The sequence below is a fragment of the Desulfogranum aggregans genome (assembly GCF_055398265.1).
The window spans coordinates 3,383,238-3,404,060 of record NZ_AP042447.1 but is presented as its reverse complement, the minus strand read 5'-3'; the positions used below and the strand labels follow the sequence as shown (position 1 = coordinate 3,404,060).

19 protein-coding genes are annotated in these 20,823 nt (G+C 54.2%); 13 read left to right on the top strand and 6 right to left on the bottom strand.

The features are described from left to right. Window positions 1–4: 4 nt before the first annotated feature. Both ACZ52Z_RS15055 and ACZ52Z_RS15050 read right to left on the bottom strand, forming a co-directional pair. On the bottom strand, window positions 5–2,638 hold the full coding sequence (locus ACZ52Z_RS15055; protein ID WP_464267594.1) for a cation-translocating P-type ATPase: 2,634 nt from the start codon (window positions 2,636–2,638) through the stop codon (window positions 5–7). After that, the gene (locus tag ACZ52Z_RS15050; protein ID WP_464267593.1) at window positions 2,611–2,847 is read right to left on the bottom strand and encodes a hypothetical protein; all 237 of its coding nucleotides are present in this window, start codon (window positions 2,845–2,847) and stop codon (window positions 2,611–2,613) included. The genes ACZ52Z_RS15055 and ACZ52Z_RS15050 overlap by 28 nt, the downstream gene beginning before the upstream one ends. Window positions 2,848–2,885: 38 nt before the next feature. On the opposite strand from ACZ52Z_RS15050, the gene ACZ52Z_RS15045 reads away from it, so the two are divergent. Continuing rightward, the gene (locus ACZ52Z_RS15045; RefSeq protein WP_464267592.1) at window positions 2,886–3,188 is read left to right on the top strand and encodes a hypothetical protein; all 303 of its coding nucleotides are present in this window, start codon (window positions 2,886–2,888) and stop codon (window positions 3,186–3,188) included. Between the two features lie 369 nt (window positions 3,189–3,557). Here ACZ52Z_RS15045 and ACZ52Z_RS15040 read toward each other — a convergent pair whose 3' ends face one another. Beyond that, entirely contained in the window at window positions 3,558–3,887 is a 330-nt protein-coding gene (locus tag ACZ52Z_RS15040) for a ComEA family DNA-binding protein (RefSeq protein ID WP_464267591.1), read from the bottom strand. A gap of 212 nt (window positions 3,888–4,099) precedes the next feature. On the opposite strand from ACZ52Z_RS15040, the gene ACZ52Z_RS15035 reads away from it, so the two are divergent. Both ACZ52Z_RS15035 and ACZ52Z_RS15030 read left to right on the top strand, forming a co-directional pair. Further along, complete coding sequence (locus ACZ52Z_RS15035) at window positions 4,100–4,456, top strand: hypothetical protein (protein WP_464267590.1); 357 nt, start codon at window positions 4,100–4,102, stop codon at window positions 4,454–4,456. Window positions 4,457–4,489: 33 nt separating this feature from the next. Further along, window positions 4,490–5,200: a fumarylacetoacetate hydrolase family protein gene (locus ACZ52Z_RS15030; RefSeq protein WP_464267589.1), complete on the top strand. Its 711-nt coding sequence runs from the start codon at window positions 4,490–4,492 to the stop codon at window positions 5,198–5,200. A gap of 94 nt (window positions 5,201–5,294) precedes the next feature. Here ACZ52Z_RS15030 and ilvD read toward each other — a convergent pair whose 3' ends face one another. Then, on the bottom strand, window positions 5,295–7,124 hold the full coding sequence (gene ilvD / locus ACZ52Z_RS15025) for a dihydroxy-acid dehydratase (RefSeq protein ID WP_464267588.1): 1,830 nt from the start codon (window positions 7,122–7,124) through the stop codon (window positions 5,295–5,297). Window positions 7,125–7,397: 273 nt separating this feature from the next. On the opposite strand from ilvD, the gene ACZ52Z_RS15020 reads away from it, so the two are divergent. From ACZ52Z_RS15020 to ACZ52Z_RS15005, 4 genes are all read left to right on the top strand, one after another. Further along, the gene (locus ACZ52Z_RS15020) at window positions 7,398–8,576 is read left to right on the top strand and encodes a type IV pilus twitching motility protein PilT (RefSeq protein ID WP_464267587.1); all 1,179 of its coding nucleotides are present in this window, start codon (window positions 7,398–7,400) and stop codon (window positions 8,574–8,576) included. Then, window positions 8,560–9,294, top strand: a complete 735-nt coding sequence (locus tag ACZ52Z_RS15015) for a hypothetical protein (RefSeq protein WP_464267586.1) — start codon at window positions 8,560–8,562, stop codon at window positions 9,292–9,294. The genes ACZ52Z_RS15020 and ACZ52Z_RS15015 overlap by 17 nt, the downstream gene beginning before the upstream one ends. 298 nt (window positions 9,295–9,592) lie before the next feature. Further along, window positions 9,593–11,329: a 30S ribosomal protein S1 gene (locus ACZ52Z_RS15010; protein ID WP_464267585.1), complete on the top strand. Its 1,737-nt coding sequence runs from the start codon at window positions 9,593–9,595 to the stop codon at window positions 11,327–11,329. Window positions 11,330–11,478: 149 nt separating this feature from the next. Further along, the gene (locus ACZ52Z_RS15005; RefSeq protein ID WP_464267584.1) at window positions 11,479–11,763 is read left to right on the top strand and encodes an HU family DNA-binding protein; all 285 of its coding nucleotides are present in this window, start codon (window positions 11,479–11,481) and stop codon (window positions 11,761–11,763) included. Window positions 11,764–11,853: 90 nt separating this feature from the next. Here the strand turns inward: ACZ52Z_RS15005 and ACZ52Z_RS15000 are convergent, their stop codons facing one another. After that, window positions 11,854–12,492: an L-threonylcarbamoyladenylate synthase gene (locus tag ACZ52Z_RS15000; protein WP_464267583.1), complete on the bottom strand. Its 639-nt coding sequence runs from the start codon at window positions 12,490–12,492 to the stop codon at window positions 11,854–11,856. After that, window positions 12,476–12,649 carry a hypothetical protein gene (locus tag ACZ52Z_RS14995; protein WP_464267582.1) on the bottom strand — a complete coding sequence of 58 codons (174 nt, stop codon included), beginning with the start codon at window positions 12,647–12,649 and terminating at the stop codon, window positions 12,476–12,478. Before ACZ52Z_RS14995 ends, ACZ52Z_RS15000 begins: the two co-directional genes overlap by 17 nt. 347 nt (window positions 12,650–12,996) lie before the next feature. Between ACZ52Z_RS14995 and guaB the strand changes: the two genes are divergently transcribed. The 6 genes from guaB to ACZ52Z_RS14965 all read left to right on the top strand — a co-directional run bounded on the left by guaB (window position 12,997) and on the right by ACZ52Z_RS14965 (window position 20,808). Then, on the top strand, window positions 12,997–14,460 hold the full coding sequence (gene guaB / locus ACZ52Z_RS14990; RefSeq protein WP_464267581.1) for an IMP dehydrogenase: 1,464 nt from the start codon (window positions 12,997–12,999) through the stop codon (window positions 14,458–14,460). A 53-nt stretch (window positions 14,461–14,513) separates the two neighbouring features. Beyond that, window positions 14,514–16,064 (top strand): glutamine-hydrolyzing GMP synthase, encoded by a 1,551-nt coding sequence (gene guaA / locus ACZ52Z_RS14985; protein ID WP_464267580.1) that lies wholly within the window; start codon window positions 14,514–14,516, stop codon window positions 16,062–16,064. Between the two features lie 57 nt (window positions 16,065–16,121). Next, window positions 16,122–16,895, top strand: a complete 774-nt coding sequence (locus tag ACZ52Z_RS14980) for a LabA-like NYN domain-containing protein (RefSeq protein ID WP_464267579.1) — start codon at window positions 16,122–16,124, stop codon at window positions 16,893–16,895. 207 nt (window positions 16,896–17,102) lie between these two features. Beyond that, on the top strand, window positions 17,103–19,082 hold the full coding sequence (locus tag ACZ52Z_RS14975; protein WP_464267578.1) for a glycoside hydrolase family 15 protein: 1,980 nt from the start codon (window positions 17,103–17,105) through the stop codon (window positions 19,080–19,082). Then, entirely contained in the window at window positions 19,079–20,119 is a 1,041-nt protein-coding gene (locus tag ACZ52Z_RS14970) for a glucokinase (protein ID WP_464267577.1), read from the top strand. Before ACZ52Z_RS14975 ends, ACZ52Z_RS14970 begins: the two co-directional genes overlap by 4 nt. After that, the gene (locus ACZ52Z_RS14965; protein ID WP_464267576.1) at window positions 20,116–20,808 is read left to right on the top strand and encodes a TVP38/TMEM64 family protein; all 693 of its coding nucleotides are present in this window, start codon (window positions 20,116–20,118) and stop codon (window positions 20,806–20,808) included. Before ACZ52Z_RS14970 ends, ACZ52Z_RS14965 begins: the two co-directional genes overlap by 4 nt. Window positions 20,809–20,823: the final 15 nt, after the last annotated feature.

Genomic DNA, 20,823 nt, shown 5'->3' with positions numbered 1-20,823 from the left:
CCGTTCAACCACCACCCTGTTCCGCCTGACGCCGCACCCACAGGAGGGCAAGCAGACAACAGGCCCCGAACCCGAATCCGGCCTGCCCCAGCAGGAGCAGCTCTCCTGCGCCCAGCGGAGTCACCTTAAACAGGCCATTGACCGGTGTATAGAGAATCACCCCCTGAAGCAGTAAGGAGAGGCCGACCGCAGTCCAGAGCCAGGGATTGCTCCTGAGCGGCACTCGGTAACTGCTGCGGATAACGAAAACCAGCACCATTTCAAACAGCACCACGTAACTGAAGGCAACGGTCCGTGCCGTCTCCAGTTCAGTACCCGTGCCGTCGATGCCGCCTGCTGCTTGAAAACACCACAGGCCAAGCAAGGCACCGGCCATCCCCAGAAACAAAAGAAGACGCAAATGGTTGCCGGAAAGGATGGGTGCGAACTTGTCAATCGGTGGCCGGCGCATGATTCGGGCGCCATAGGGGTCAACGGTGTAGGCAAGAGCGGGTGCACCGTCGGTGATGAGGTTTATCCACAACAGCAGTAAAGCGGTAAGAGGCAGGTTCCACCCGAAAAGCACCGCCAGCAGCACCAGCAGGACCTCCATCAGATTACCGGACAAAAGCAGCATGATCGACTTCTGGATATTGTCGTAGATGCCTCTTCCCTCCTCCACGGCGTCAACAATACTGGTAAAGGAATCATCAAGCACCACGAAGTCTGCCGCCTCTTTAGCCACCTCGGTTCCGCTGCCTACGGCTATACCGATATCCGCTTTTTTCAATGCCGGGGCATCGTTGACCCCATCGCCGGTCATGGCCACCACATGCCCCCCCTCTTGCAGCAGAGAGACGATGCGTAACTTATGCTGCGGGACGACCCGGGCAAAGATATCGGTAGTCTCGAGGGCCGATGTGAGGGTGGCATCATCCATCGCATCTAGTTCGCTGCCGGTAAGCACCCCGCCACGGATGCCTACCTGTTCGCCGATAGCCCTGGCCGTCTCCCGGTGATCACCGGTGATCATTATCGAACGGATGCAGGCCGCGCGCGCCCGGTCAATCGATCGTGCGACGTCGGCCCGTGGTGGATCAATCATGGCCTGCAGCCCAACAAACACCAGCTCACTCTCGATAAGCGTTTCGCCGTCTGCCGGCTGACCAAATCCACAGGCAATGACGCGCATGGATAGCCCGGCGAAATGATCGATGGCCCCGGCTATCCGCTTCTGCTCATTGCCTGTGAGCGGAACGACACGGCCATCGGCCTGGAGCACACGGGAACAACGGCGTAACAGATGATCGGGCGCCCCCTTGGTGTAGACAAGCACCTCGCTGCCCGTACGTACCAGCACACTCATGCATTTGCGGCTTGTGTCAAAGGGCAGTTCCTCCAGCCGTTCGCCGGTAAAGGTGACCCCCGCCTCCTTCGCACTGTTGAGCAAAGCGCATTCGGTGGGGCTTCCCTCTGCCTGGTCGCCATCTCCCCTGCAACTGTAGCCTGCATTGTTGCAGGCCGACCCTATTTCAAACAACAGACGCACTGCAAGCGATGACGTTGCATTGGTCGCAGCCTGACTGATGGAAAACTCTCCTGACAGGGTCCACCCGCTGCGTACGGTCATCTGGTTTCTGGTCAATGTCCCGGTTTTGTCCGAACAGATCACATCGCAGCTGCCAAGAGTTTCCACCGAGGTCAACCGCCGCACCAGCATCTTTTTCTTGAGCAGGGTTCTGGTGCCAATGGAGAGTGCAATCGTGACCACGGCCGGCAGGGCAGTAGGCACCGCAGCAACCGCCAGGCTAATGACCACAAAAGAAAAATCAATGAAGACCCGCATGTCCAGCTGCTGTCCAGCCAGGAGTTTTCTGCCAAGCAGAAGGAAAAAGACAAACAGACAGACAGCGGTAATGACCATGCCCAGCTTGCGCCCAAAAACGTCGAGACGGCGCTGGAGCGGCGTACTTTCGAGGGCGGCAGCGGCGATCATTTCGGAAATTCTGCCGACTTCTGTTTCCATGCCCGTGGCGGTGACAACCGCCACCCCTCGCCCACTGACCACCGACGCCGTGGAAAATATCATATTGCGCCGATCAGCCAACGGCAGGGAGTCGGACAGTGTCTCTGCGCATTTGTCGACGGCCTGGCTCTCGCCGGTAAGTACCGACTCCTCGATCTCCAAGCGGGTCACGCTGAGCAATCGACCATCGGCTGGAATCTTATCCCCGGATTCAAGGCAGATCACATCTCCAGGCACCAGCTGCTCGCTGTCTACCCGCTCTTGTAGGCCCTCACGGATGACTGTCGTTCGAATACGTGCCATCTTCCGCAACGCTTCCAGCGAACGGTTCGCTTTGAGTTCCTGAACGAATCCGATCATCCCGTTCATGATCAGGATGGCCAGAATAACCGCCGCATCGGTCCATTCACCCAGCAGCAGAGAAAACAACACGGCAAAAAGGAGGAGATAGATGATCCCGCCACTGAACTGGCGGAGCAGGATATGCCACGCCGGTACCGGTGGCTGGCGGTGGAAACGGTTGAGGCCATAATGCTGTTGCCGCTGCTTGACCTCCGCTCGGGAAAGTCCAGCTGGCGATGAATCAAGGAGCCCCAGAACCTCGGTCACAGGAAGTGCATAGTGATCATCCATAGCATATACCTGAGAAGATAGGAAAAATGACCTATACCGCTATTGTAGACCATGGTGAGGAATGTGCCAGTTTTTTCTCCGGCCAGTGCCACAGGAAGCAGTTGATCGGTGGCAACCGGCATCCAGTGCAACAAGAAGAACTGCGCAGAGGCCTGTGAATGGTGACGAACGATTGCATTCTCATCCTCAGCGACATATAGTAACTGCAAATCGCCTCTTTCACCTCCTTTGCCAAGGATAATCAGGCATGAAAGTCATTTTCCTCTGCACCGCCATGCTGCTGACCGCCCCTCTCGCCTATGCACTTACCGCCGAGGAACGGCGGATCAAGCAGCAATACGGCCCCAAATACAATGCCAGTGCCGTCATCCACCTGACAAACGAATGCATAGACCAGTACATGCTTCTCAGCGACAATCCAGATGTTTCTGTGCTCAAGCCGTGGTGCGAACAGAAGGTGATCAACGGTTGGGAACCTTTTTCCAGGACAGAAATGCAAAAACGGCTCAAAGCCAGACAGTCCTCGTTCCCAGCAGGAGCGGGCAAGTAGCCCTGCGCTGTCACCTGGTTGAGGAAAACCATGGCTCCCTGCTGGATGTGCATACAGGTACCGGAAGAAGAAGATGCCTCTGCGCCTGAGGTTCACCCTGGTACTCCCAAGCCCGTACTTTTGCCGACAGAACAGACCGATGCAGAGAAAACTCGACCGCAGGAACCGGCGACTTCGCGTAACGCGCTGCCAACAGGGGTTAAACAATGGCTGATCACACGCCTCTCTCGCGTGTTTCGGTGGCGGGCAAGGTAGGAGCAGGTGAACAACGAGCTCCTGCAGGGTGAGTGGTGGAAAAGACAGCAGGTCGCCCGCCAAAACCAGGTATGATCGTTGGCGCCCGACCTGCTGCAGAAGGGAGGAAGAGTGCTACAGGGTGAGGAAAGGCTTGATTTTTTCCAGCAGGGCGGCATCTATCCCTTCCACATTTACCAGATCGCTGAGACTGGTAAAGGCCCCGTGGGCATCACGATAGGCGGTAATGGCCTCACCGACCTTCGGTCCGATTCCCGGAATGCCAGCCAATGCATCGACACTGGCCGTATTGATGTTGAGTTTCTCTACCACTGAGGTAGCCTGTTCCGCCATGGAACCGGCAGTTTTTCCAAGGTCTGTTGCCGCTGTTACGGCCACAGGTACTGTCAGCAAACATACAGCCAGTATCAATGCAGCGGATTGCAAACGGTAAAATGTGCTCATAGATCGTCTCCTCTGTGCTGATGATTTTGGATTGTTGTTTTTTCCAACTGTGCAAAATATATGATCTATCAGAGCAAACGCAAGTAAGTATACAGTAAAGGTATACGGATCACAGGCACCCCATCTCCGGCCAAGCATTTTGTCTGGCACATCTGAAGCACCTGAGGACAGGTACGACTCGAAGAATAACCATACCAAGGAGTTACAAGCTATTGAAGGACAACACCCCTGGGGCGCAGGAATTTTTCTCTTCCTCGTGCTTCCTCACGGTTGACCGGATGATGGAAATTGACTACTACTGCCGTACCAGAGGTTTCCAGCCGTCCCGAACTCTTTTTTTCGTCACCAAGGGAGATACCATGGAAGAACTGATGCTCAACATGGAAGAACTGCAGAAAGAACTCAATAAAGCCATTAAAAACCTTGCCTCAGCAACTGACCTCGATGAGCGGATCAAACTCAGTGAGCTGATCAAGAATCTTACCGACTCCATCGGCGTCTTTTTTTCCTTTGCCTCGGAAATGATGTACCACGACATGGATATGGATGAATACCCTGAAGATGACTAGGCCCCTTTCATTCCCCTCTCTGTGAGCCTTACCATGCCCGTCATCCTCCCTTTTCTCCATGGCGGAGAGTACACGCTCAAGCCCACAAAAATCATCGCCCTTGGTCTCAATTATGCAGAGCATATCCAAGAGAGCCAATCGGTGGATGTCCAGAATTTCACCAACGAAATTCCTGACGAACCGGTCCTGTTTCCCAAGACACCCAATGTCCTCATCGGTCCGAGGGAGGCAATCGTTCTGCCGCGTTTTGTGTACGACTACGGTTTTCAAGAAGTGCGGACCGATTATGAGGCGGAACTGGCTCTGATCATCAAAGACCGGGTGAAAAATGTCGACCGGAATCGTGCCATGGACCATGTGCTCGGATTTACCTGTTTTAACGATATCAGCCAGCGTAACTTGCAAAAAACCGATAAAGGAGGGTGGTTTCGAGGTAAATCATTGGATACCTTCGGTCCCATAGGCCCGGTGATCGTTCCGCCGGAGGCAGTGGGCGATCCACAGCACCTTGACATCATCTGTCGCCTGAACGGTCGGGTCGTCCAACACTCCAATACCCGCCACATGCTTTTCTCTATCCCCGAGATTATCGCTTTTGTGTCAAGAAATTTCACCCTTGAAGCCGGCGATATCCTCATAACCGGTACCCCGAGCGGAGTGGGCCCGCTGCGACCGGGAGATGTGGTCGAAGTGGAAATTGAAAATATCGGAATTTTGCGCAACCCGGTCAAGGAAGAGCCCTGATTCCGCCCAGGGAGGGCAACGGGCTATGCGGGGAACCTGCACTCTCGACATGTCGATCAGCAGGCTCCCTGTGGGTGCGGAGGGCCCTGGCTGGTTATTCAGGGAGTTGGCGAACTGCCCCCTTGTCGGCGGAAGCGGCAAAGTGGGCATACACCTTCAATGCGGTTGAGACTTCACGTTGCCGGTCAGGGGTATAGGCCGCGGCCCCGCGCCGCTCTTCTTCGACCCTGCGCTCGGTCAGCTCCTCTTCACTTATCAGGAGATTGATGGTCCGCTCCGGGATATTGATATCCACTCCGTCGCCGTCGCGAACCAGGGCGATGGCCCCTCCGCCGGCAGCCTCTGGCGAGACATGACCGATGGACAGTCCGGAAGTCCCGCCGGAAAAACGTCCATCGGTCACAAGTGCGCAGGCCGCGCCCAGATGCATTGATTTGAGATAGGAGGTCGGATAGAGCATCTCCTGCATCCCTGGACCGCCCTTGGGCCCTTCGTAGAGGATGAACACCACATCCCCTGCACTCACCGCACCGCCGAGGATGCCGTCACAGGCGGCTTCCTGGGAGTGAAAGACCTTGGCTTGTCCTTTGAAATGGAGGATGGAGGGATCCACCCCGGCTGTTTTGACAATGCAGCCGTTGACGGCAATATTGCCGTAGAGCACCGCCAGTCCCCCATCTTGTGAATAGGCATGCTCCATGGCACGTATGCACCCTGCTGCCCGGTCCGTATCCAGCTCGCTGTACGTGGCCTCCTGGGACCCCATCACCAGGTTCCGTTCACCGCCGGGGGCGCTGAAATACAGGATTTTGGCTGCCTCGGTCACAGTAGGCCGCATGATATCGAACCGGTCAAGGGCCTCTCCAAGGGTCAGGCCGTCGGCACGATGCACGGTTGTATCCACCAGGCCACCCCGATCAAGTTCGCCGAGAATACCCAGAATTCCACCAGCCCGGTTCACATCTTCGATGTGATAATCCGAGTTGGGCGCCACCTTGCACAGGCAGGGCACCTGTTTGGAAAGTTCGTTCATATCGGCCATGGTGTACTCAACACCCGCTTCATGGGCAATGGCCAGGAGATGAAGGACGGTGTTGGTTGACCCGCCCATGGCAATATCGAGCGACATGGCATTATCGAAGGCAGCCCTGGTTGCAATGGAACGGGGCAGGACCGAATCATCCCCCTGTTCATACCAGGCCGTACACATGGCCACGATCCGCTCGGCCGCCTGCTCAAAAAGGCGCAGCCGGGCAGCATGGGTGGCAACCACCGTCCCGTTCCCGGGAAGGGCCAGGCCCAGCGCCTCATTGAGACAGTTCATGGAGTTGGCGGTAAACATCCCCGAACAGGAACCGCAGGTGGGGCAGGCCGAGCGTTCGATGACGGCTACCTCTTCATCGCTCACCGTATCGTCAGCGGCCATGACCATGGCATCCACCAGATCCAGCGCCTTTTCCCCGGCCTTCCCTGCCTCCATGGGACCACCCGAAACAAATACAGCCGGAATATTCAGCCGCATGGCGGCCATCAGCATACCGGGGGTTATCTTGTCGCAGTTGGAAATACAGACCATGGCGTCCACTTTGTGCGCATTGCACATATACTCCACCGAATCGGCAATAAGCTCCCGAGAAGGCAGTGAATAGAGCATGCCGTCATGTCCCATGGCGATGCCGTCATCAATGGCGATGGAGTTGAACTCCGCGGCAAAGCATCCCTGGGCTTCGATCATTTGCTTCACCTGCTGGCCAATCTCATGCAGGTGCACGTGCCCGGGCACGAACTGGGTAAAAGAGTTGACAACCGCAATAACCGGTTTACCGATCTGTTCCTCCCGCATGCCGTTAGCCCGCCAGAGGGCTCGTGCTCCCGCCATTCGGCGCCCGCTTGTTGTTTCAGCACTTCGCAATCGCGTTGCCATAATCCTTTCTCCTTTCACGTGGTGGGTGTTCTCGAGCTGTATAGACCTTTTCTCAACCGGCGGAACGAAGCCCTGAATAAAGCGATACTGTTCGCTACCGACGCCCTGTTTTTCTGCTGATGCCGCTGTTGGAGGGCAACCAAGGAACCTGCTGTTTATTGCGGTGCGCGATACAGGCAAGTCCGCTTTTTTATTTTTTTCTTGTATTTTGTTGTTCGTCCGCGATAGTACCTTAATAGATACCTTTGTCAATTCCATACTGGTAAATACACAATGAAACAGCAGGAGATCAATTACTGGATCACCTCCATGCTGAAAAAGCATGAACGGGTATCCGACCTCAATATAACCGTTGGCAAGTCGCTCCAGGTCGAAAGTGACGGTAAACTGGTACCCGTGGATGTACAGCCTCCGGTTGCCGAACTGACCCCCTTTCAGAGTGAGGTATTTGCCCTCAATCTCATCGGTGGCAACAGGCGGCTGCTGAGAGACCTGGTCACCAAGGGTTCATGCGACCTTTCCTATTCCCTGGATGATAAGGTTCGCTTCAGGGTTAATATTTTTTCTCAGCGCGGCTTCTATTCGACCGTGCTGCGAAAGCTGGAAACCACCATTCCGACCATTAAGGGATTCCAGTTTCCTGACGCCTTTGCCAAGATGAGCCAGGAGGTCAACGGGCTTATCCTCTTTACCGGGGCTACAGGTACGGGGAAGACTACCTCCATGGCCGCCATCCTCAACCGGATCAATGAGACCCGGCCTGTCCATATCGTGACCCTGGAGGACCCGATCGAATACGTCCATCCCCATAAGCAAGCCACCTTTAACCAGCGGGAACAGGGAGACGACTTCGACAATTTTGCCAATGGGTTACGGGCTGCCCTCCGCCAGGCACCCAAAGTCATCCTCGTCGGCGAAATCAGAGACAGGGAAACCCTTGAAATTGCCCTGACCGCGGCAGAGACCGGACATGTTGTATTCTCTACCCTGCATACCATCGATACCGGCCAGACCATCAACCGTATCCTCGGGATGTTTGAACAGGATGAACAACCCCAGATTCGCAACCGATTGGCCGACACCATACGTTGGGTCGTCAGCCAGCGCCTCCTGCCCCGCATCGGCGGTGGTCGCGTTGCCGCCCTGGAAATAATGTGCACCAGCCTGCGTATCAAAGACCTGATCATCAACGGCGAGACCGAAGACAAAACCTTCTATAATGTGGTTCAGGAAGGGTCGACGCGGGATATGCGCACCTTTGACCAGCACCTGCTGGAACTCTACGAAACCGGACTGGTATCCGAGGAATCGGCGCTCTCCTACGCCTCGCACCGCAGTGAAATCAAACGCGGTATGGATACCCTTAAGGCCTCCCGCGGAGAACGCACTTCCGACATTACCGATCTCCATATGGAAGAGCAGGAAAAAGACCTTTTTGACAGCTGGTCGTAAAGGGCCGCTGTTCGTCGACAACCCCCAGGTACCCACCATGATTCACCAATGTCCTCATTGTCAGGGAAGTATCCGTTTCTCTCCTGAGCACAAAAGCAAACTCGATCAGGCGTTGACCCAGCTGGAACCGGGAAAACTCCTCACCCTCAAATGCCCCCACTGCAAGCAGGCTATCAAAATCGATCAATCCGGCCAAAGCCCTTCCGGCGACAGTATGGTTCAGCCTCCGGAACCGCCTAACCTTGAATGGCTGACCAACGGGGCCTACCAGGGGGAAGAAAAGGTGGAGGATGTGCCTATGGCCCTGGTGCTGGTCGGTCCATCTGACCTGTGCGACAATACCTGTGCCGCCATCGAGGCCGTGGGCTATCAGGTTGTTCGCGCAACCTCCCCGGAAGAAGCCATTGAACGGATGCGCTTTGTCAACTTTGCCTGCGTCGCCTATCAGTCAGACCTGGAAGGCCCCATCGAAAAATCCACCTTTCACCGTTACCTCTGCCAGCTGCCCATGGAAAGAAGGCGGTACATTTTCTATATCCTGCTGGGAGCTCATTTTCACACCCTCTATAACCTGGATGCCCTGGCATACAGTGCCAACCTCACGGTCAACGTGCAGGACATCAAACACCTGGACCGTATTCTCTACAAAGCCATCCCTGATTACGAAGAACTTTTTGGCCCCCTGCTCGAGGAACTCGGCGCGCACGGCAAACGCTGAGCATCTCTTCTTTCCCGGGCGAACCGGACTGGCACCTGTCCCAGCTATCCGGTCGCCCGCGACCTCTCCTTTCCTGCCTTCACGTTGATGTCGCAGGCTGCTTCTGCATAAATTCCAGCCTCTTTCCGGTGGATGAAAAAATACAGTTTTTCAACAAGAAACAGTTGTTTTTCGACTGTTTCTCTGTTATTTATGCTTCCTTGCAGCGAAGAACGGAAAAGATCTCCGTTCTTGTACCTTACCAACCATAAACCACTTAACCGGCCGGTTTATCCGGTCAGAACAGGAACAACAACCCATGACTGACAACCGAACTCAACCCGCATCAGCGGCTGATGACAGTGGCTTTGAAGAAATGAGCTTTGCCGAACTCTTCGAGCAGGAAGAAAACAACACCGTAATCAACGTTGGCGAAGTCGCTATCGGTGCTGTTGTTGACATCAACAACGATGCAGTACTCATTGATGTCGGAGACAAAGCGGAAAGCTACATTGCTCTTTCCGAATTTCGTCACGAAGACCCTGACAGGGAAATTAAGATCGGCGACGAATTTGAAGTATTCATTGAAAAACGGAAGGACGAAGGCGGCCTGCTTCTCTCAAGAGAAAAGGCTATTGCCATCAAAGTCTGGGAGCAGATTGCACAAATCCAGGAAGCGGACGGGACCATTGAAGGACGAATTGACAACCGCGTTAAAGGCGGCATGTCGGTTGACATCGGTGTACCGGCCTTTCTGCCCTACTCGCAAATTGATCTGCGTCCAGTCAAGGACCTTGATGCCCTCATCGGCCAGACATTTGAGTTCAAGATCCTCAAGTTCAACCGCAAACGCAATAATGTGGTTATTTCACGACGGGCTATTCTTGAAGAGCAGCGCGCGGCAATGCGCGAAAAAATGCGCACTACCCTCGAGGAAGGACAGATCATTCGCGGGGCCATCACCAATATCACCGACTACGGTCTGTTCATCGACCTGGGCGGGATGGACGGTCTCTGCCACATCACCGATCTTTCCTGGGGTCGTGTTTCCCACCCTTCCAAGCTGTACAATGTAGGCGAAGAAATCGAAGTCAAAATCCTCAAATACGACAAGGATTCCGACCGTGTTTCTCTCGGCGTCAAGCAGCTGAAGTCTGATCCGTGGGAAGAAGTTCCCCAGAAGTATCCCGCAGGCGAACAGGTTAAGGGTAAGGTTGTTTCCATCACCGATTACGGTGTGTTTGTTGAGCTGGAAGAAGGCGTTGAAGGTCTTGTACACATCTCCGAGATGAGTTGGTCCAAGAAGCCCCGTCATCCATCCAAAGTCGTTGCTGTCGGTGACGAGATCGATGTACAGGTGCTCAACGTCGAAGCCGAAACCAAGCGGATTTCTCTTGGCATGAAACAGCTGCAGCCCAATCCGTGGGATGTGGTTGAAGAGAGCTATCCGGTAGGCGCTGTTATTGAAGGTAAAATCAAGAACATCACTGACTTTGGTATCTTTATCGGTATTGAAGAGGGTATTGACGGCCTCATACACGTCTCTGATCTCTCCTGGACCGAGCGCATCAAGCATCCGTCGGAAAAATATTCCAAAGGCGAGACCATTCAAGCCGTTGTCCTCAAGATCGACAAGGAAAACGAGCGGTTCTCCCTTGGTGTCAAGCAGCTCGAGCCGGATCCATGGCAGGCTGCAGCCAATAATTACCCGATCGGGTCAACGGTTGAAGGCACCATAACCAATGTCACCGATTTCGGTGTCTTTGTGCAGCTGGAAGAGGGTATTGAAGGACTGGTGCATGTCTCGGAGATTTCTCGGGAGAAAGTCAAAACCCCGGTCGGCATGTTCAACGTCGGCGATACGCTCCAGGCCATGGTCATCAATGTCTCAGCTGATGATCGCAAGATTGGGCTTTCTCTCAAGGCACTTGAGGAGAAAGATGACAATAACGGTGAAGTTCCAGAAGAATACACCCAGAAGCAATCTACAGGGCCATCTACCTTTGGTGACCTCTTAATCGCCGCTGCAGGAGAGGACGACGAGAACAAGTCCTGATTGACAGCGAACATCTAGACAGGCAGCTACAGGATGTTTTGGTACCATTTTGTATGGTACTGAAACATCCTTTTCTATTCTACCGCACCGGCAGGATAGGTTACTCCTTTTCTAACATTGCGGAATAAGTAACAAAAGGATGAATGACCATGCTTAAGCGTGAACTGGTCAATGCGGTGTCTACGCAGCTCAGTGATTATTACAAACAGGACATTGCCCAGGCCGTTGAAATAATACTTGAAGAAATAGCTCAAGCGCTTGCAGAAGAGAGAAGAGTTGAAATTCGCGGTTTCGGCAGTTTTTCTGTCCGTACAAGAAAACCACGGACAACCAAGAATCCGAAAACCGGAAAAATGATGGACATCCCAGCACGAAAAACTCTGCATTTCACAATGAGCAAATCGTTGAAAGAGGTGTTGATTAAAGCTGAATGACTGGCATGATGGACAATGAAAAAAGCCGGTACCTGCAACCAGTTACCGGCTTTTTTATTTTCCTGTCAGGAAACGGGTTCCCTGGGCGAACTAGAGAAAAGGTTCAATGTCGCCTTTGCCTTCGCGCAGAATCTCCGGGTAATCCGTGGTCAGGGAAACAACTGTTGAGGGGTTGGGATAGACCTCGCCACCATCAATAATGACGTCCACCAGTTTGCCGAACAGTTCATCGACATCATAGGCATCGCAGATAAGAGCGGAGGGATCATCGGTGGAGACATCATCGGCTTCCGAGGTGGCACTGGTATTGAGCACCGGATTTCCCAGTTCTTCCAGCAGAGCGAGACAGATAGGGTTGTCCGGCACACGGATACCGACCGTTTTCTGCTTTGTCAGCATGATTTTCGGTACCAGTTTGGTGCCTGGAAGGACAAAGGTGTAGGCGCCAGGGAGGTTTTTGCGCATTAATCGATAGGCGGTGTTGCCCACATGTCCGTATTCACTGATGTTGGTCAATGAGGAACACATGAAACTGAACGGTTTATGCTTGGGACGCCGCTTGATCTGGTAGACCCGCTGAACCGCTTTTTTGTTAAAGATGTCGCAGCCGATACCGTACATGGTATCGGTGGGATAACAGATCACTCCGCCCTTATGGAGTACCTCGACGACCTGCTTGATTAACCGCGGTTGAGGGTTATACGGATTTATTTCAAGTATTTTGGCCATTACACATGTGGTGAAAGCAAAGAGAATTTCCTGGATGTTGCTCCAGGCGAACGGCTGAGAAGTAAAGCAGGATCAGTAAGAAAAATCCAGGGATTTTTTCCATGCCATGTGTTTCCTTTTCCGCCGCAACATGGTAAATTTCTGCCCCTACTTCCATAACCAGATAGGATTTTTCCTTTTTCTATATTTTGAATCCACGAGCGATTAAGAACAGTGCAGGCCCTGAACGGCTGTGCAATTGATAGGTGTTGATCACTCAATTGCCGGTGTATCGCTCAAGAACAAACAACCAACATGACCTGGCTTGGACCAAGGCTGGTTCAGGTGTATGTCAAGAGTTCAACGGTCGCCGACCACACTCCGGTAGACCCAGGTATATTCGTCATATCCTTTCCTCACCAAGGTATCCGCTGCTCAGCAACACGGTCCGGCGGAAAGAATGAGACGTACGTTTTTCCTCCCAAATACTGCAGCGCCGAAAGCGCTTTATGATCAGGAGACAGCATGCTTCCCAGTAAAGATATCCCCCTCGCACTGACCTTTGACGATGTCCTCCTCGTTCCCGGTCATTCAGAGGTTCTTCCGTCCACCGTTTCCCTCCACACCCGGCTGACCAACAATGTCAAGCTCTGCTCTCCACTGGTCAGTGCAGCCATGGATACGGTTACTGAACACCAGACCGCTATCGCCATGGCCCGCGAAGGCGGACTTGGTATCATTCACAAAAACATGAGTATTCAAAGTCAGGCCAGGGAAGTGGAGAAGGTAAAAAAATCCGAATCCGGAATGATCCTTGACCCTGTTACGGTCAGCAAGCACCAAAGTGTGGCGGAAGTACAGGCCATAATGAAAACCTACAGGATCTCAGGCCTTCCGGTACTGGATGGCGATAAACTGGTCGGTATCGTGACCAATCGTGATCTCCGCTTTGTTTCCGATGACGGTCTGCGGGTAAGCGATGTCATGACAAGCAAGAACCTGGTCACCGCCCCTGTCGGCATTTCTCTGGAACACTCCAAAGCCCTGCTCCATGAGCATCGTATTGAAAAACTGCTGGTTGTTGACGACACCGGAAAGCTCAAGGGGTTAATCACCATCAAGGATATAGAAAAAATAAAAAAATATCCCCAGGCCGCCAAGGACAGTATGGGCCGTTTACTCGCCGGAGCAGCCATTGGCGTCGGTCCGGAGTTACTCGAGCGGACCCAGGCGCTGGTGAATGCCAATGTCGACGTCGTCACCCTCGATTCGGCTCATGGTCATTCCGAAGGAGTCCTGCAGGGCGTAGCGGAAGTGAAAGCCAATTTTCCCGACCTCCAGGTTATTGCCGGCAACGTGGCCACGGCCGAGGGCACTGCCGCACTGATCAAAGCCGGTGCAGACAGTGTCAAAATAGGCGTCGGTCCCGGGTCCATCTGCACCACCCGCATAGTTGCCGGTGTCGGCGTTCCCCAGTTGACCGCCCTGCAGAACTGCGTTGCCGAGGCATCCAAGCATGGTGTCCCGATCATCGCTGACGGCGGCATCAAATACTCGGGCGATATCTGTAAGGCCATCGGCATCGGCGCCCATGCAGTCATGATAGGCTCGCTGTTTGCCGGAACCGATGAAACCCCTGGTGAGACCTTTCTCTATCAGGGACGTAAATATAAAGGCTATCGCGGGATGGGCTCCATCGGCGCCATGAAAAAAGGGTCGAGCGACCGTTATTTTCAGGAGGAACAGGAGAGCAGCAAGCTCGTTCCGGAAGGTATTGAGGGCAAGGTCCCTTATCGCGGTCCCATTGCCGAAATGATTTATCAGTTGCTGGGAGGGCTTCGCTCGGGCATGGGGTACACAGGGGCGGCATCCATTGAAGAGTTGCACAAACGCGCCCGTTTTGTACAGATTTCCACTGCCGGGCTACGCGAATCCCATGTTCATGACGTTATCATCACCAAGGAAGCCCCCAACTACCGCACCGAGTAGGCTGTATCCCACGAATGGATGCCAATCGAATAACCCCTGACCTACAGACCGATATGACCACGCACCCAGAAAAAATTATCATCCTTGACTTTGGTTCCCAAACTACCCAGCTCATTGCCCGCCGTATCCGGGAGCAGAAGGTATACAGTGAAATCCATCCCTATACCCTGCCCCTTGACCAGCTGCAGGCCATGAAGCCGACAGGAATCGTCCTTTCCGGTGGTCCGGCAAGCGTGTACGATGAAGACGCCCCGATCAGCGATCCGGCGATCTTCCAACTCGGTATTCCGATCCTGGGGATCTGTTACGGGGCGCAGCTGATGATGGTGCAGAATGGTGGACGGGTTGAACGAGCCGATAAACGTGAATTCGGCAAGGCTGAACTGCGTGTTGACTATACCGGCGGCCTCTTCGCCGGGATGGAAACCACCCCGGCCCATTACCAGGTATGGATGAGTCATGGCGACCGCATAGAGGAGCTTGCACCCGGTTTTGAGGTCACGGCCACCAGCAGCCATTCTCCCTATGCCGCTCTTCGTCACCAGGAGTTGCCGTTCGTCGCCGTCCAGTTTCATCCCGAGGTCGCTCACACCCTGATTGGAAACGACATACTACGCAACTTTATCTTCGGCATCTGCGGCTGCAAACCGGCATGGACCATGCACTCCTTCATTGATGCCACGGTAAGCGAAATCCAGCAAAAGGTAGGCAGCAACAAGGTTATCTGCGCTCTTTCCGGCGGCGTGGACTCTTCGGTGGTCGCTGCCCTGATTCACCGGGCCATCGGCGACCAGCTCACCTGCATTTACGTGAATAACGGCCTGATGCGCAGTGGCGAGACAGAAAGTCTTCTCAATTTTTTCAGTCAAAAGACTGAGCTCCGGGTTATTGACGTTGATGCTGAGGATTTTTTCCTGGAACGTCTTCAGGGAATTGCTGATCCTGAAGAAAAGCGCAAACGTATTGGTTTCGGGTTCATCGAAATTTTTGAAAAAGAAGCCAAGAAGCTGGGAGACGTCCGTTTTCTTGCTCAAGGCACGCTGTACCCCGATGTGATCGAATCCGTGGTTTTTCGGGGTAAGGCCCCGATCAAATCCCACCATAATGTCGGTGGATTACCTGAACGCATGGACCTCGACCTGATTGAACCATTGCGGGAACTGTTCAAAGATGAGGTCCGTGAGCTTGGGCTGGAACTAGGGCTGCCAGAAGAAGCCATTTATCGGCAACCCTTTCCCGGTCCCGGTCTGGGCATACGGATCATGGGAGAAATTTCCGCCGATCGGTTGCGCATCCTGCGCCAGGCAGATGTTATTGTGCTTGAGGAGATGAAGGATGCTGGCTGGTACCGCAAGGTATGGCAGTCTTTCGCCGTCCTGCTGCCCATCCAGACCGTGGGGGTTATGGGCGACGGCCGCACCTATGAACACGTTATCGCCTTGCGATGCGTTGACTCTCTCGATGCCATGACCGCCGACTGGTCGCGTCTCCCCTATGACATCCTCGGAAAGATTTCCAATCGGATAATCAATGAGGTCCGTGGAGTCAATCGGGTGGTCTATGATATTTCTTCCAAGCCGCCTTCCACCATTGAATGGGAGTGATTTCCGAACCACGAAGCGTACAATTGTACAGACCCATCACCGCACTGAGCGTATAATATGCTAAAAACAGGCATCTATGTTGATGCTGAAAATATCAAAATGAGCGGCGGATACGGCATGCGCTACGATGTCCTCGTGGACATTGCCACAGGCAGCCATTCCGCCCTGCTCAGAGCCAACTGCTACCTTGCTGAAGATCGCGAACGTACCCAGCGCGATCAGGACTACCGCCACAAGGTCCACTCCTACCATAATGTCCTGCGCCAGTATGGATTCAAGGTCATTAAAAAATTCGTTCGACGCTTTCAGGATGATGAGGGCAACCTGACCACCAAAGCCAACGCGGATATGGACCTTGCCATCGACGCCCTGCTGCAGGCACGCAACCTTGATCGGATAATCCTGCTCACCGGTGACGGGGATTTTATTCGCCTGGTGATAGCCCTGCAGAACATGGGCTGCCGAGTCGAGGTGATTGGTTTTCACAATGTCAGCAGCGCCTTGCGGGAAGCTGCCGATGCCTACCTTTCCGGCTTTCTCATTCCCGGACTCCTGCCCATCAACGGCCACGCTTCCTCCCAGGAACAGTGGCAGCGGGGAACAGTGGCCAATTTCAACATGGAGCGGGGATTCGGTTTTTTTAGATACTATCGTCTCGAAAACAACGCCCTCATCCCTGACACGGTCTTTTTTCATCTTTCCAAGTCCACGCTCGGTTCTGACCAGCACTTTTTGGACCAGGGAAAAATTTTTGAATTTCGGATTGTTGAGAATCCTGCCAACGAAAACCGCTCCGAAGCCTGGGACATCAGACTGGTCAAGGAAAACTGAAAACAGCCACCTTGCCATTGCTCTGTGAGGCCTTTTCTGCGCCTATCTCTTTTCCGCCATTGAATCCATAGCAACCCGTGGTTATTCTTTAGCCAATGGTTTTCGCATGTTACTGTGGTGACTGACGGATCCTGCTTCCGTTCCGCCATCTCATGGAGAGTCTACCACCTCCTTCAGGAACATTCCCGGTACACGAGGTAACTGCCCATGCCGCGCGACCTGCCCACCGGTAACGGGTCACTGCTTGTCAATGTTGATCACACCGCTCAGATCAGGGATATATACTGGCCGTACGTCGGTCAGGAAAATCACACCAACGGCCGGGTGTGTCGTGTCGGAGTGTGGGTGAACGGCCACTTCGCCTGGCTTGGAGAAACAGGATGGGAGCGGGAATTACAGTACGCTCGGGATTCACTTATCAGCTCCTCCACCCTTACCCACCATCGGCTCGGGATCAAGCTCATTTTTCGGGATGGTGTGGATTTTCATGAAAATATATTTCTTCGCCAGTGTACCCTGACCAACCTCGGCTCCAGCCCGCTCAGGGTAAGACTGTTTTTTTGTCAGGACCTTTCCATCAGTGGCACCGAGGTCGGCGACTGCGCCTACTATGATCCGGCGAATCAATCGCTTTTTCACTACAAAGGCAAGCGCTGGTTCGCCTGCAGCATCATCAAGGGATGGCCTGGCAACTGGACCCAGGCCATGGACCAATGGGCCGTCGGCATCATCGACGGAAAAAACCTGGAAGGGGCCTGGAGGGACGCAGAAGACGGACAACTCTCCGGCAATGCCGTGGCCCAGGGGAGGGTAGATTCGGTGGCCGGGGTACACTGTGAACTTTCCCCCCGGCAACACACAACCTTCTGGTATACCATGGCTGTGGGCTATGATCACGATGCGGTCTGCACCAGCAACAAGGTTATTCTCCATAAAGGGCCCGTCGTATTTCTGCACCGGACCGATGCCTACTGGCGCCTGTGGGCCAACAACAACCATGTGGCAGATCAGGCCCTGCCGGAACGGGTGACCGAGCTCTACAAGCGAAGCCTGCTTACCCTGCGCACCCAGATCGACAACAATGGAGCCATTATTGCCGCCAATGACTATGACATAGCCCAATTCAACCGGGATACCTACTCGTACATGTGGCCAAGAGACGGAGCGCTGGTCACTGCGGCCCTGATCGAAGCGGGATACTCGGAAATCTCTCGCCGTTTCTTTGATTTTTGCCACCGGATTATCACTACAGACGGGTATTTTCTGCATAAATACAATCCGGATGGGTCACTGGCCTCTTCCTGGCATGGCTGGTACATGGGCGGCAGTCGCCGCCTGCCCATTCAGGAGGATGAAACCGCGCTGGTTCTGTGGGCGCTGTGGCGACATTTCCAACGATTTCGCGATGTGGAGTTTGTAAAAAATCATTACCGGGGCCTGATCATCAGAGCAGCCGAGTGGTTGTGCGCCTATGTTGACCAGGATACCGGACTTCCTCACCCCTCCTGGGACCTGTGGGAGGAACGATACGGCATTCACAGCTGGACCGTTGCTGCCACCTGGGCCGGTCTCAGGGCTGCCGCGTATTTTGCCGAAGCATTTGGTGAAAATGATCACGCCCTCCGCTACCAGCGCGCGGCGGCTGATATGAAAAAAGCGGCCGCCACTCACCTCTGGGATACACAACGCCAGGCTTTTCTCCGCTCCCTCCTGCACAGTTCAGGAGGCAATCAGCCGGATCTGATCATGGATGCCTCCCTCTGCGGTCTCTGGTATTTTGGGATGTTTGATGCCCGCGATCCACACATTCTAAAAACCATGCAGACCATGCAGGAAAAGCTCATGGTTAAAACACCGGTTGGGGGCATGGCTCGCTATGAAAATGACTATTACCATCAGGTGAGCAACGATATCAACCAGGTTCCTGGCAACCCCTGGTTTATCTGTACCCTATGGATGGCGCAATGGTACATTGCCTGTGCCCGCCGACCGGAAGACCTTGATCCGGCCATGGAACTGATCGAATGGGCCAGCGACCGTACCCTGCCGTCCGGGGTGATGGCCGAACAGGTTCATCCCTACGACAACAGCCCTCTTTCTGTCAGCCCGCTGACCTGGAGCCATGCCACCTATGTTGCTACCGTTATTGAATTTACCATGAAAAATAAGGAATTGTGCCCTCAATGATTCAGGAAACTGTCCTGCTCGCCGGTGACATCGGCGGCACCAAAACCACCCTGGCTCTCTACCGAAAGAGCGACTGGCCCGGGCCACCAATGGTGCAGCATACTTATCGCAACGCAGCAGCCACCTCCTTGGACGACCTGATCCGGAAGTTTCTCCGTCAACATCCCTGTGAACCTGTGGCAGCCTGTTTCGGCGTGGCCGGACCGGTCCTCGGCAATACGGTAGAAATGACCAATCGAGACTGGACCATTGACGGCGCTGCCATTGCCCGCACCTTCGGCTGGCGCAAGGTCCAGCTCATCAACGACCTGGTGGCCACTGTCATGGGAGCCATTCATCTGCCTCCTGCAGACCTGCTCCATATCAACCAGGGACAACCGCAACCAGATGCACCGGTAGCGATTATCGCGCCGGGAACAGGGCTGGGACAGGCCTTTCTCACGTGGGAAAACGCACTCCCGACCCCTCACCCGTCGGAAGGAGGGCACATCAGTTTTGCTCCGCGCGGAAAACTTCAATGTGGTTTGCTTTCCCACATGATGGATCTGCAGGGGCATGTTTCAGTGGAGCAGGTGTGCTCGGGCAGCGCTATGCCCAATCTGCTGGCCTTTGTGCAGACCAGGACAGCAACACCTTCCGCTTTTCAAGCCGAACTGGAGGCAGCGGTTGACCAGACCCCGGTGATTATCCGGGCTGCCGCCGACGCGCTCCATCGCAAAGATTTCCAGCACCCGGCCCTGCAATCCGTTGGTCTCTTTACCGATATCCTCGCCGATCAGGCGGCCAACCTGGCGCTCACCACCATGGCGCTTGGCGGCGTGTACCTGGGCGGAGGATTGGCACCCCGAGTCCTCCCCTTCATAGATCACCAACGTTTTATTTCCATTTTCACCAGAGGGATCTATGGGGAAATGCTCTCCAGGGTGCCCATTCTTCTTATTCGCAATCCACAGACCGCCTGCCTTGGTGCAGCGGCCTATGGGTGGGAAAGGGTGTGCGGTCAGGGATACACCAGCACCGCTGCGGAGCGCACATGAACAAAGGTACAAGAAAAAAAATTATTATTCTTGGCGTGATAGCCCTTGTTTTTCTCCTGTTCCAGCTCCTGGGGCTTGGCCAATACATGACCCTTGACTTCCTCAAGCAGCAACAGGTTGAGCTGCAGAACTTTTATGCTCAGCAACCCGTCTACACCCTGGCGCTCTTTATCGCCGTGTATATCGGGGTAACCGCCCTTTCCCTTCCCGGTGCGGCAGTGATGACCCTGGCTGGCGGCGGCCTTTTCGGACTGGTGGTCGGCACATTGGCAGTCTCCTTTGCCTCAACTATCGGGGCCACACTGGCCTGCCTGGTAGCTCGCTACCTGCTTCGGGAGTGGGTGCAGAAAAAGTTTGGTCAAAAACTGCGTTATATCAACCAGGGAATGGCCAGGGAGGGGGGATTTTACCTCTTTAGCCTTCGTCTTGTTCCCATCTTTCCTTTTTTTGTCATCAACCTGGTAATGGGGCTGACCTCCATTCGACTGGTGACCTATTACTGGGTTTCCCAGCTCGGCATGCTGCCGGCAACCATCGTATATGTCAACGCAGGCAAGGAACTGGCCGAGGTCGACAGCCTGGCAGGCATCCTCTCTCCCGGACTCTTATTTTCCTTTGCCCTTCTCGGGCTGCTGCCCATTGTCACCAAAAAACTGCTCGCCATATACACGGCAAGGAAAACCTGGTAGGCTCCTCATCGACCG